We start from the raw sequence: 12,944 nt of genomic DNA, 5'->3' as shown, positions 1-12,944 counted from the left end.
GGATGATGCAATGATAAAACAATTTTTAAATGACCCCAAACTTTTACTTAATGCGGTAGGAGAGGGCATTTACGGCTTTGATTTATCGGGCAATGCGGTGTTTGTTAACCCAGCCGCTGAACGTATGACAGGCTGGAAAGCCCAAGAATTGTTGGGCAAAAAAATACACCAGTATCATCATCACAGCCACGCCGACGGCTCTCCTTATCCAGCCGATGAATGCCAAATATATTGCACCATGTTTGATGGCAAACGCCGCGAGGTTAAAAACGAAGTATTTTGGCGTAAAGACGGCACCTCGTTTGCAGTAGAATACACATCAACCCCCGTTTACAGGCAAGGTGAGTTAATTGGTGCGGTCGCGGTATTTCGCGATATATCGGCGCAGCAGCAAACCCAAAACGAACTTAAGCAAGCGCTTGAGCAAGTTAAGCATTTAAGTGAGCAGCTGCAAGATGAAAATAACTACCTAATTGCAGAACTTAACGAAGACTGGCAAGACTCAGGTTTAGTTGGCCAAAGCCATGTTTTTCAAGCTATGTTGGCGCAAATTAAACTCGTTAGCGAAACCGACAGCACAGTATTAATTTTAGGTGAAAATGGAACAGGCAAAGAGCTGGTGGCGCGTAACTTACACCGGTTAAGTAAACGCAGTAATCAAGCTTTTATAAAAGTGAACTGCGCAGCGTTTACGCCAAGCTTGTTAGAGTCTGAATTATTTGGCCACGAGCGCGGTGCGTTTACCGGTGCAAACGAGCGACGTAAAGGCCGCTTTGAACTGGCCGACAAAGGCACACTGTTTTTAGACGAAGTTGCTGAGCTGCCATTAGAAGCGCAAAGTAAATTGCTACGGGTATTACAAGAGCAAGAGTTTGAACGGGTTGGCGGTAGTACTACGCTTAAGGTAAATATTAGAGTATTGGCAGCAACTAATCGCGACTTATGGCAAATGGTGCAAAAAGGCACCTTTCGAATTGATTTATATTACCGCCTTAATGTGTTTCCTATTAAAGTGCCAGCGCTTAAAGAGCGCAAAGAAGACATTCCTTATTTATGTACCAATTTAATTACTCAACTAAATAAACGCTTAGCAAAGCAAATAAAAGGGGTGAGTAAAAAAGCGATTAGCCAACTACAAGCTTATGATTGGCCTGGTAATATTCGCGAGTTACAAAACGTACTAGAGCGCGAAGCTATTTTAACTAAACATACTGTCCTTAAACTGAGTCAGCCATTGCATGGCGATGCAAGCACAGCTGTAAATACATCACTTACGCTTGCAGAGGCGCAAAAACAGCACATAATTGCGGTGCTTGAATTATCACAGTGGCAAATATCTGGCGATAAAGGCGCTGCTTGCAAATTAGGCCTGCCCGAGAGCACTTTACGCTCAAAAATGCGCAAACTAGGAATAAGCAAAAGTACGTGATATATCGCGCTAGTCGTTAAATATCGCGGATCAATTTTTCCGGTAATTTATAAATATATTTAATATCAATTGGTTAGTTAGGCTTTCAGCTTGGTCTGAAAGTTGCAAAAGTAGCATTAATACCGTCACTATTAAGTAGCTACTATGAAGTTTGATATTAAAGAAGAAGATATGATCATCAAGCCCTATAACACACCAGGGCCTATTTATATTCGTGAGCAAAAAGGCTTTTACCAACAAATACGCCGTAACCTTGGTTGGTTACTTATGCTTATGTTTATTGCCATTCCTTGGATTCAATACAAAGGTGAGCAAGCCGTACTACTTGATGTAGCCACGCAAAAGTTTACTATTTTTGGTTTAACCTTACTGCCGCAAGACTTTATGATTTTAGCGCTGCTATTTATGGTAGGCGCGTTTGCTTTGTTTTTTGTCACGAATTGGCTTGGCCGCGTGTGGTGTGGTTATACCTGCCCCCAAACAATCTGGATGTTAATGTTTAGTTGGGTTGAGCAACGTATAGAAGGTACTCGTAATCAGCGTATAAAGTTAGATAAATCGCCATGGAGTGCATTAAAGTGGCGTAAAAAAATAACAAAACATGCTGCGTGGCTTGTTATATCGCTGCTTACTGCAACGTCGTTTATGGCGTATTTTATACCCGCTAAAAGTTTATACCTTGAAATGTTTACCTTACAGTGGTCGGGCATTACCAGCTTTTGGGTGTTTTTATTTGCATTTTGTACTTATGGAAATGCCGGCTTTTTACGCGAAAAAATGTGTAATGTGGCGTGTCCGTATTCTCGCTTTCAATCGGTGATGTTTGATAAAGATACATTGGTAGTGAGCTACGATGCAAAGCGCGGCGAAAACCGAGGCCCTCGTAAACGCAAAGCTGATCCTAAAGCCCTTAATTTAGGCGACTGCGTTGATTGTAATTTATGTGTAGAGGTATGCCCCGCGGGCATAGATATACGTAATGGCTTGCAATACGAGTGTATAAATTGTGGCTTATGTATAGATGCCTGTGACGACACTATGGATAAATTTGGCTATCAAAAAGGGTTAATTAAATACGCCAGCGAAAAACAGCTAGAAGGTAAAAAAACCAATCCATTTAGGCTTAAATTAGTGGGGTATGGTTTATTAACAGGGGTATTACTTATTTCTATGATTGCGTGGGTATTGCAACGTACGCCAATAGAGGCATCGGTACTGCGCGACAGAAACGCTTTATATCGTGTAAATTATGAAGGTTTGGTAGAAAACCCATACACACTCACTATTATCAATAAAACCCAGCAGCCATTGCACTACGGCGTAGCCATTGAAGGCCTACCTGTGGCCACACTTAGTGCGCCAAGCTCTATTTTGGTATTGCCAGGAGTGATGAAAAAAATTCCGGTTACAGTCACCGCCGATGGCTACGACATAGCAACAAAAGTGACCCCAGTTAGCTTTGTGATTACCGCCGTAGAAAACCCTGACATAGCGATTACTAAAACAAGTCAGTTTTATAAAAACTAGCAATGGCTTGGGCTAAAATTAGCTCACGCCATTATTTAATTGCGATGAAATAAAACGTTTTGCAGCATCTAGGTTATCAAATAAACATTGGTTAAAATCTACATCGCGTTTAGCGTTTTGCATTATTCGCTGCATTTGGCTTATAGCAATAGGGGAGGTGAGTACAAATGCACTTATCAAGCAATTAGTGTGCTGCATTTGTGTGCTTATGGCGACCATTTCTTGCTCTGCATCGGGCGTAGCTGCAAGTACACACGATGAGTCGCTTATGTAACCCCATTGCTTACCTTCAAATTCAGCCACAGTATCAAAAAGGGCAGTTTTAAAGTTGGCCAATAGCTCTAGGTCTAAATTTCCGCTAAATTGGGCAATAATGATATTGCCCTCAACGGATAAAGTTACCTCGGCATGCTTATTTTTATACTTCATCGTAGGTTCCTAATTTAAATTAGTTTATAACTTATACCAATTTGCTTAATTAAGTTAGCTATCTTGAGGCTAGAAAACATGTTGATAGCTTGGCAAAAAATTCGCTATTTAGTTGTTCTTGGCAATTGCTCCTGCATTGCTCTACCTTCTGCATCCATGCAGTCGTAAATGAGCATTTTTTAACCTAGGTAGCGACACGTTTAGCCCCGCAAAATGATTAAGTATTATTGCACATGGGTATTAAAAGCCACTAAAGTGACTTTAAATAATCTAACGCGCCGGTAATAACAGCAACTTGCGCTTGAGTACACTGCTCATCTGAGGCAGTTGGGCTATCTGGGTATACTTCGGTTGTAGTTACATAAGGGGCATTGGTAAAGCCCATGCATAAGCCCAATTCGCGAGCGGCGTAATTTATAACGCCAAATTGCTCCTGCGGTACACCAATTAATTGATTGTTTTCGTCACTGGGGGCTATGTGCGTTACCTTTTCAACACTATTTAAAATGGCTTTTTGAAAATCAGGTGCTGGCTTTTTGCTATCAGCCACTAAATAAAAACCATCTGGTATGTTCCAGTTGGTGTTAATTTTACCATCGCGCGCCGCCAAAGCGGGTCTAAATTCACTGTTGTCTGTGTCTGTGGTTTCGTGCAGATCAATATGCGCAACTAACTCAGTGTTAAGCGAGGCTACATATTTCATAATAGCTGCAGATTCTTGGGCAGGGCTGTTATCGTAAAAAGAGCGGTTTGGATCAATAGCTTCTGGGTTCCAGCGGTTTATAGTTTCAAAACCCCACGGGCTAATACAAGGTGCAATAATAAAGTTAAAACGCGTTGTATAAGATGCAACAGCGGTTTGAGCAAATGCCAGCGCACCCATAACGCCACTTGTTTCGTAGCCGTGCACACCGCCAGTAATTAACACGGTAGGGCGATCACTTTGCCAATTTTTACTTTTAAATAAATAAAGTGCAAAGCTAAGTGGCGAATAATTTAATTCGCCGTACTGCTCTACATCTAAAAACTCATTAGGCTGGGTAATTTTACTTACTACGAGCTGGTTATAATCGCGCTTTTTTTGTTGAAGTTGTAACCATGCTGCTTTATCACTGTCGTTCCATGGTTTATTAGGGGTACCAATTGGGTATAAAGTGTTGCTCATTGTGTGCCTTTAACTTGTCGCTTTATAAAGGCGTTAGCTTATCGCTGCAATTACAAGCCTGCAACTAGAAATGCTCGGTTACACCTGCCGTGTTTTCGTACAAGGTGGCGTTTTCACGTTTATGTTTTTCAAATAAATACTCACGTAATGCCTCTTTACCACTTTTGATACTGACAATTTTTGCGGCATAGCCTAAATTAGTTTTACGGACTAAATCTATAAGCAGAGTGACTTTTTTCTTATTGGGTAGTTTAAACGTAATATGTTGCGCGTGGGTAAGGCTATAGCGATGATCGCGCGGCTTTAATAGCACGCCACTGCTTGAGAGCGAAAGCACATAAAAGCGCTCGCTTTGTAAATGCAGGTCTGAATAACGCCAGCTTCTGTCTACACCTTCGGTATCAATTACCTCAGGCGCACTCAGTACGGGGTTTAAGTAGCCGTCATCGTTGAGCTTAAACTCAAGCGGAAACCACAACTGATAATGGCCCACCTCAGCTAACATGGTTAATTTAGCGTGAGACAACAAACCTTTTAGTGTATCTGGCAAAGCCGTTTTTAAGCTAAGCTGCGAGTTATCGTTTGTATTGTCCTTGTTACTGCCTACAACAGACGAAATAAAACTTAACTCTTCCTTAGTTAAATCCATATTATTTCTCGTTTAATAAAAGCTTCACATTAAACTAATACAGTAATTTGTTCAATATTTAAGCTGAGAAATTAAACTAATATAAACACCTGTTTAGAGTAAATACTTAAGACGAGTTGATTGTTTTAGGAGCAGTTTACCGCAGTTTAAACACCCAATGTACACAGCCTTTTGGCTTTTTATAAGGCCTGCTTGTACATGCTTTGGTTAACCACGCAGCCACTTTTAAGGCGGGGCGCGCCTTGGCGTTTAAACTGTGATAAAATTTATTTTTAATTTTAGTTTATTCAAGGTTTTATGGCGCAGTTTATTGCCACTCCAAGCTGGTTAGGACGTTTTTTTACGCGTATTAGCACCGTTACTATTAAGCAAAGTTCACTCGTTATACTTTTTAAAAATAATACCTCACGCGCCTATTTAATTAGCGACTTTACTAATTTTACCCAATTTAAAAAAGGCCTATTTAGCGGGAAAATAACCCTCAACCATAATAAAAAAACGGTAATTAGCTTTTTAAATAAACAGCAGGCTCAAACGCTTAGTGAGCAGCTAAACAGCGAGTTTGCCAATCACCTAGAAGAAAAAGTGAATACAGCAAAAACGCTTGTAAAACGTTATGCAACAAACGAGTATCTTCGCGACTCAAACGTGCCGTTATTAAAATCGGCGGTGTTTTCACTGGCACAGCAGTACGGCGCTTTACCTGTTCTATGGCAGCAGCATTTATCGGCCATTAATATTAAGTTTTTAACTATTTTAAGTAGCTCACCAACAGTAGCGCATGCCACAGAGCAGCTACGTAAAAGTTATGAGCAAAAAACACTAACGGCAAGAGCCGACTTTTATAATGTGGTTGAATCAAACCCGCTTACACGCGAGCAACGCCTTGCTGTTATACGCAATAACGACAAAAATTTAGTGCTAGCGGCCGCAGGCACTGGCAAAACCTCAGTAATGGTTGCAAAGGCACTGGATTTAATTGCTCATGGTGGTGTAAAACCCGAGCAAATATTGATACTTGCTTATAATAAAAATGCAGCAAACGAATTAAATCAACGCTTTAATTTAAGGGCGCAACAAGCAAATTTAAACGTTACGCCGCCTACTATTTTAACCTTTCATGCGCTGGGGCTTAAGTTACTGCAAAGCGCTAATAAAACACGTAGCTTATCGCCTTTTGCAAACGATGCTATGGCGCTTAATAAATGGTTTACACAGTGGCTTAGTAATACCCTAAAAACAGACTCACGTTTTTGTAAAACCTTTGTTGAGAACCTGTATGAACCTACTGATAGCCTCAATACCGAAACTAGAACCGCAACTAAAACCGCAACTAAAACCACAATAAAAGCACAAACCTATCAAACCCTATCGGGGCTAAAAGTAAGCAGTTATCAGCTCTTATTAATTGCCAACTGGCTTTACATGCATGGTATTGAACACACTTACCAAAATGATGACACCGCCGATTTTTACTTGCCACAGCACCAGGTTTACTTGGCGCATTTTGTGACAGATAGGCAAGGTAATTCAGTGCAGCATGCGGCTAACTTGCACAATAGCGAGCATATTAAATATGTACGCGCGCACCATAAAAAACAGGGTCATGCGTTGGTGCAAACATTTCATTATAACTGGCAAGAAGGTCAGCTTGAGCAGCGTTTAAATGCACAACTACAAAAACATAAAGTGAACATTAACCCCTTAGATAACCAGGCAGTGTACGAGCGTTTATCTGCAACAGGGCTGTTAAAGCAAAATATAAATAAATACTTAAACTGCCTAAGCGCAATACGGGGTGAGCAACTGTCTAACTCTCAAATAGCAGCGCGAATAGCTAAAAGTGGCATTATGAATCATAAAAGTTATGCAACATTATTGGTGGCAATGCAGCGTGCATACTACGAAAAATTAAAAGAGCAAGATGCTATTGATTTTGACGACATGATTGCAAGCGCAGCTCAGGCGGTTAAATTGGGGGAGGTAAGTGTACCTTGGCGCCATATTTTAGTTGATGAATTTCAAGACATTTCATGCGCACGCATGGCGTTTTTAAATACGTTAATAAAGAGTGGTCCGCAACCTTGTTTTACTGCGGTTGGCGATGATTGGCAGGCTATTTATCGGTTTTCAGGCGGTAATTTGGCGCTCACCACGCAGTTCAACGATTTAATAGGTAGTCACTCACTCACGTTATTGCAAAAAACATTTAGATATAACAACAGTATTAGTGAGGTGGCGGGGCGCTTTGTAATGCAAAACCCTGAACAATATAAAAAGCATATCACCACACATACGCAAGTAAGCACCCCTCAAGTTGTGTTACTTGACGATTTACACCAAGGTAAAAAGTCAGTAGCACTAAAAGTGCAGCAAACTATAGCCACAATTAACAAAAATAATAGCACGGCCAGTATTGCCGTATTGAGCCGCTATCGGTTTATGCTTAATGAGGTAGAGCAGCACTTAGCAGGTAACAACTTTGCTAACCCACTGCATTTTTGGACACTGCATGGCTCAAAAGGACTCGAAGCCGATTACTGTATTATTATAGGTTTTGAGCAGGGCAAGTTAGGTTTTCCAAGCAATAATCCGGGCAATTTACTTGTTGAGGCATTATTGCCCGCACAAGATACCTTTAATCATTCAGAGGAGCGACGTTTATTGTACGTAGGGATCACGCGCGCTAAGCATAAAAGCTATTTAATTGCTCCGCCATCTGCGTGTTCTGAATTTATTAGCGAGCTAATAACCGATAATTACCCTATTGATATAGCCTCTAATTTGTTTGTAAAACAAAGTAAGCAAAATAAGTAAGGTTAATGATTAAATGTAAGAGTATTGGCTGCGTAAAACGCACATCGCGCTTTTGTAACTAGCAGTCAAACTTGCTTTATACACTAATGCCATGTGTCGCAATCATCGAGACCCACATTTACTATTTAGCCTGCCATTACATGCTGTTAAACTTAACGCCTATTTAGATCATTTTTGAGAGCGTTATGCGTACCCGTGCTTTTTTTACTAAGCGAGTGAGCTTTATATTCGTTTTATTTACTTTATTTTCATTTAAAGGGGCTGCCCAGCAGCAAGAGCAAACCCTTATTTTAGCCGGTAGTACAATTAATAGTTGCAGTGCTAATGCGGCGCAAAGTTGCAATACGCAAAATAACTCAAAGTCACAAAGCGTGTTTAAGGTAACCAATACTAATATTGAGCAAATAAAATTAAATTGGCCGACTAACAATACAAATAACCAAGCAAATGTTTTAAATACCTTACGTGCGCTTAGTAGCAAAAATGCAAACGCAGTCTCTAAAAGTGAGCTGCTTTGGCAATGGCGCGATATAAACAACGAGCAACTTAATAGCCTAACAAAGCAAGAGTTTAACTTTGTGTTTGATATGCTCGAACAACCTTATGCAAACACCACCCCAAAAGCTGAGCCACCAAGCAACGACATATTGCAATTTATAGCGGGCAGCTTAAAGGTTGCTAACCCAACACCCACCTTATTAATTATTAGCGCAGCCCAGCGCGACCCATACGCACAGGTAGAGGCGCTTAAAGCGCTTTTACCAAAAGGTGTAACCAGCCAATGGTTGCCGCTTACAACAGCACTTGCTAAAGCAATTACTAACAATACCTGTAGTGATTTACCGGCGCTGCGTCACTCACAAATGAACCTGTATAATCGCAGTAATGTATACCCTGAGCTCATAAAGGCTGAGCAAACACTTTGTAATAATGGGGTTGAGGCGTTAGTTAACTTAATAAACACCAGTACCGGTGTTTTATTTAGCGACGGCACGGCTAAAAATGCTTTAAAAGCACTGTACGATGAAAATAATACTGCCTACCCTTGGACGAACGCGCTTAAAACTCGCCCTGTTATTGTAGGGCTAGGTGCAGGAAGCAAAATACAAAGTGAAAACGTCTATCTCTCACAGCACCAAAGCGAAGCGGTATTAAAAGAAAAGCTTGCTCCACAGCCTAATGCACTTAACGGGTTAAACACGTTTACCTATGGGCCACTGAGTACCCGCTTTAGTGAGCAAAATCAAACGCTAAACTTAGCCAGTACATTAAATGCCGCAAAGCAAAAAAACGGTGATATTAAGCACGGTTTTGGTATTGATGAAAACACAGCCCTTGTTGTTATTAAATCCAACAAAGGAAATTTAATGACCGTAATAGGGCAAAGTGGCGTTGCGCATTTAAGTACGCAGCAAAAAGCAAGCAGCTATAACTACTCGTACTGGCCTGCTCGCAGTGTAATAGATATTACTAATGCCGGGTTTGAACTTAGCGAGCGCACCATTAGCCAAGCATTAGCGCCTGTTAAAATACCGCCTTTACCGGTGCAGCGTTTTGCCAATATTTTAACCGATTCAAAACTACGCTCGCTTACGCAAGCTATGTGCCTAAGCCAAGAGCAAAGTGCGGTAGGGCAACAAGATGACCTTTTAATAAATTTAACTGCCACAAAAAATACGGATTATTACCGCATTAATACCCAGCCGTATGGTTGCGCATTAAGTAATTTGTCACTGAATGTAGAGCGCTTTTAACCTTAAGCGCTAGTACTAAATATACTTAATAACCCGATACAAAGGTTTATGTTTATTTTAATCGGCTATAAAATAGCGCCCAAGTAATTTATACCTATTCGCTTAATTTAGTGGTTACGTTTTGCAAATAGGCATTAACCAAGCAGATTTTACAAAGAGCAATTTATGAATAACGAGCACGACATAATCGACAACCTAGCAGAGCTAGAGAACTTTTTAGTAATGGTAGAAAACGGCGGCTTAGGCTTAAAAGGTGTATCGGGTGTAGGTATGGCTACAAGCAATAAAGACGGCAGCCATTTTGTTGCAGTATTTGACGACAAACAACAGTTATTACTGGCGCGTGGCATAACAGCCGAGGTATTTGAAAACGGTAAAGATATGGTGCGTAACGGCGTAGGGCGTACACACTAATAAAAACTAAAAAGCGCCGTATGGCGCTTTTAACTGCTTAAAACTAACTCTAAAATATTTAAAGCCTGTCGACTTGTTTTGAACTAATACTGGTCACAATATTATTTTCAAAACGGATCAATACAATATACATCCCACCAATTGAGCCTTTTAGTTTATAAGTAAACTCTTCTGTTTTAACTAATTTGTCGCCATTACCAATATCAACAGCTTCATTAAGCGCATCTTTATAAAGTGGTGCGCCCACTACAGCTACAATGTCAGATTTAGTTTTACCCACACTTAATAGATTTCCGTTTTTAAGTCGAAAACTACCCTGAGCAAACGCAAAGCTTGAAATAAAAAGAGATAAAAGCAGAGGAAACACAATACGTTTTTTCATAAGTCATCCTTAAACACTGAGTATTTAATGCTATGTATACAAGTTAATACAGAAAAATGACAGTGAAAAAGAAATAAAGAGGAGGTTAAATGGTCGGTATGGCAGGATTTGAACCTGCGACCCCTGACACCCCATGATGTGACGCTATAATGAGTTAAGTTATTGTAATTTATGAATTATAAATTCAATCAACTGATTTTATATACAGTTGATTTTGCAAATTTTATCATTTTTACAATTCAATAAAATCAAGCGGTTAGGGCGCTTGTTACAAATCGATTTTTTACGTTATCAGTAAAATTCAATATAAACAACTCATTAGAAAATCTTAATCAAAAGCCTCACTTTCCTTAGTAAGTTAGTTTGCCTTTCCAAACTCGCTCATTAGATTTATGCTGTATAAACAAACAGTATTTTATTTTGGTGTATGTATGTTTGTTATTCCTATTTTTATAGAAGCGGGGATTAGTGGTTTTGAATCACCGGCAACGCAATATAAAGAGCTGGGGTTATCTTTAGACCAGTTACTCATCAAACATCCAGATGCTACTTTTATGGGGGTAGCATCGGGGCAGTCTATGCAGGAGGTAGGGATATTCGATGGTGACTTACAATGGCAGCTTTGTTTGTAAAGTAATTCATAAAGAAAAGCGTTTGCTAATGTCGGCACCAGATGACTACGTACCAGTTTATATATCACCTGAAGATGTATTCTGTTTGGAAGGAGTGGTAACAAGGAGTATTAGGCTACATAAACCGTGTGCTGAGTTTTCAAAATGTCAGTGAAGCCAATATAAATAGATGTTCATATTGGCATCTGTTTAAAGGGGTTTTATTGTTGGTAGCAAATCGTTTTTGGGAATTTTAACTGTAATGAAAATTTATTATTTTCAAATTGATATTTTGTGCGTATTCCATATTTTAAAAGGCTATTTCTTACTTCCGGTAAACCAAAACCTCGATAGAGGGATGGGTCATCCGTAGCTAGATCAATCTTTTCACCTAACCTGTTTTTTGTAAAATATTCTTCCGCACCTTTATCTACATTATTAGTAAAATTAATATTAATATACAGAAGATCTTCTGAAGGCGTTATGGTCAATTTTTTATCTAAACTATGATATTCAACGTTTTGGAATATTTCAGCGAAAGCTGCACAAATAATATTTATATCTGAATTCACATGAGGAATTGTCTTAATAGCAGGATGTATAGATGTTTTTAAGGTGTCAAAGAAGTCTTTAGTAGCGGCTATTGCATTGTATAGGTTTACTGAATGTTTAGAGTCGCTTTTTGGTATACTATTTTCGCTTACTAATTCATTAGCTTGTTCTATCGTTGCTTCACTAATATCTAAATTTAGCTGTGACTTTGCATTTTTCAAAAAGCTTGATGTGTCGTATAAATAAAAAGACTTTAGGTTCGGTAAACTAGAGTAGATCTCATTTAGTAGTTCTAGTCTGGCGTTTAAGTTTTTACCTCGTTTTTTGAGCCACCAATCTTCCTTCACATCCCCAGTAACTAAGACCAGATGTTCAATACCATCAGATTCAGCTTTTTTTATTATTTCTCTCCATAGCAACAAGTCACCATACTTTCTAATGAATTCTAGTTCGCCAACAAAGTAAGAGCCATCTTTTTTAAAATCTAGGTATCCTGGTGGGATTTTTTTTTGATAACGGTCCTCGGCTGTTTCATAAATATCATTAAGCTCATCTTTAGTAAAAGCTTCACCTATTTTTCCTTCAAAAATATTGAGAACAACATCTTTGAATTTATCTTTTTGATGTACATCGGGATGCTTTATTTCTAAGTCGTTAAGTTCATTTATAAATTCTTGTAAAAAAGTCTTACTTTTAGTGATATTTTCATCAGTTATAAATTTATCTGGTTCTATAACTGAGTGCCTCTCGTTAAGTTTGAGTTTTTTTAGTGAGGTTTTTAAATCGGCTATAGCTTCATCAAACTTCATTATAGAATCACCAACTAACTTTTTAACTTCATTAAACCTTCCTTTTTGATCACCTATTGTAGAGTGTCTATTATTAAGAAATTCCAATATCACTTGAAAACCAATCCAAACTCGTGGATTAAAATCTTTTGAGTTAAGCACCTTTATTAAGTCTGCACTGGCTGATTCAGGCAGTCTGTACAAATCTAGAAGTACATTCGAGTCGAATACAAATGTGCCCTCTTTCCAGATGACATCAAAATCTATTTCTTCTGAGTCTTGGTGTGTTTTTAGTAAATTATTAAAGGTGTTCATTTCTATCCATGAGAGTTTTTTATGTAACTATTATTCATAGTAAAAATTTTTTAGTTGAAATACTAGGGTCTGTTGTTCTTTGCGGATTAAAATTTGTTCAAACTAGGGGCTA

The 12,944-nt window shown here is 39.1% G+C and carries 10 protein-coding genes and 1 pseudogene; 6 read left to right on the top strand and 5 right to left on the bottom strand.

Annotated features, from left to right (window positions below):
- The first annotated feature begins 10 nt into the window (after positions 1-10).
- Together PAT01_RS16185 and ccoG are read left to right on the top strand one after the other, a co-directional pair.
- The gene (locus PAT01_RS16185; protein WP_154945825.1) at positions 11-1,429 is read left to right on the top strand and encodes a sigma-54 interaction domain-containing protein; all 1,419 of its coding nucleotides are present in this window, start codon (positions 11-13) and stop codon (positions 1,427-1,429) included.
- A gap of 144 nt (positions 1,430-1,573) precedes the next feature.
- Positions 1,574-2,956 carry a cytochrome c oxidase accessory protein CcoG gene (ccoG, locus tag PAT01_RS16180; protein WP_154945824.1) on the top strand — a complete coding sequence of 461 codons (1,383 nt, stop codon included), beginning with the start codon at positions 1,574-1,576 and terminating at the stop codon, positions 2,954-2,956.
- An 18-nt stretch (positions 2,957-2,974) separates the two neighbouring features.
- Here ccoG and PAT01_RS16175 read toward each other — a convergent pair whose 3' ends face one another.
- The 3 genes from PAT01_RS16175 to PAT01_RS16165 all read right to left on the bottom strand — a co-directional run bounded on the left by PAT01_RS16175 (position 2,975) and on the right by PAT01_RS16165 (position 5,199).
- Positions 2,975-3,385 (bottom strand): hypothetical protein, encoded by a 411-nt coding sequence (locus PAT01_RS16175; RefSeq protein ID WP_055255319.1) that lies wholly within the window; start codon positions 3,383-3,385, stop codon positions 2,975-2,977.
- A gap of 250 nt (positions 3,386-3,635) precedes the next feature.
- Positions 3,636-4,550, bottom strand: coding sequence for a M14 family metallopeptidase (locus tag PAT01_RS16170; RefSeq protein WP_154945823.1), 915 nt, complete (start codon positions 4,548-4,550; stop codon positions 3,636-3,638).
- A gap of 64 nt (positions 4,551-4,614) precedes the next feature.
- Entirely contained in the window at positions 4,615-5,199 is a 585-nt protein-coding gene (locus tag PAT01_RS16165) for a hypothetical protein (RefSeq protein ID WP_024032189.1), read from the bottom strand.
- 297 nt (positions 5,200-5,496) lie between these two features.
- Between PAT01_RS16165 and PAT01_RS16160 the strand changes: the two genes are divergently transcribed.
- The 3 genes from PAT01_RS16160 (at position 5,497) to PAT01_RS16150 (ending at position 10,184) form a co-directional block, all read left to right on the top strand.
- Complete coding sequence (locus PAT01_RS16160; RefSeq protein WP_154945822.1) at positions 5,497-8,016, top strand: UvrD-helicase domain-containing protein; 2,520 nt, start codon at positions 5,497-5,499, stop codon at positions 8,014-8,016.
- A gap of 185 nt (positions 8,017-8,201) precedes the next feature.
- Positions 8,202-9,770: a type 1 glutamine amidotransferase family protein gene (locus PAT01_RS16155; protein ID WP_154945821.1), complete on the top strand. Its 1,569-nt coding sequence runs from the start codon at positions 8,202-8,204 to the stop codon at positions 9,768-9,770.
- Positions 9,771-9,935: 165 nt separating this feature from the next.
- Entirely contained in the window at positions 9,936-10,184 is a 249-nt protein-coding gene (locus PAT01_RS16150) for a hypothetical protein (protein WP_004587250.1), read from the top strand.
- 58 nt (positions 10,185-10,242) lie between these two features.
- Here PAT01_RS16150 and PAT01_RS16145 read toward each other — a convergent pair whose 3' ends face one another.
- Positions 10,243-10,566: a DUF2845 domain-containing protein gene (locus PAT01_RS16145; RefSeq protein ID WP_154945820.1), complete on the bottom strand. Its 324-nt coding sequence runs from the start codon at positions 10,564-10,566 to the stop codon at positions 10,243-10,245.
- A 431-nt stretch (positions 10,567-10,997) separates the two neighbouring features.
- On the opposite strand from PAT01_RS16145, the pseudogene PAT01_RS16140 reads away from it, so the two are divergent.
- A pseudogene (locus PAT01_RS16140) lies at positions 10,998-11,352 on the top strand (LexA family protein).
- A gap of 46 nt (positions 11,353-11,398) precedes the next feature.
- Here the strand turns inward: PAT01_RS16140 and PAT01_RS16135 are convergent.
- Entirely contained in the window at positions 11,399-12,832 is a 1,434-nt protein-coding gene (locus tag PAT01_RS16135; RefSeq protein WP_154945819.1) for a PIN-like domain-containing protein, read from the bottom strand.
- Between the last annotated feature and the right edge of the window lie 112 nt (positions 12,833-12,944).

This window comes from Pseudoalteromonas atlantica (assembly GCA_007988745.1).
Taxonomy (GTDB): Bacteria; Pseudomonadota; Gammaproteobacteria; order Enterobacterales; family Alteromonadaceae; genus Pseudoalteromonas; species Pseudoalteromonas atlantica.
Note: the sequence above shows the minus strand (reverse complement) of the source record. Positions and strands in the feature narration are given on the sequence as shown.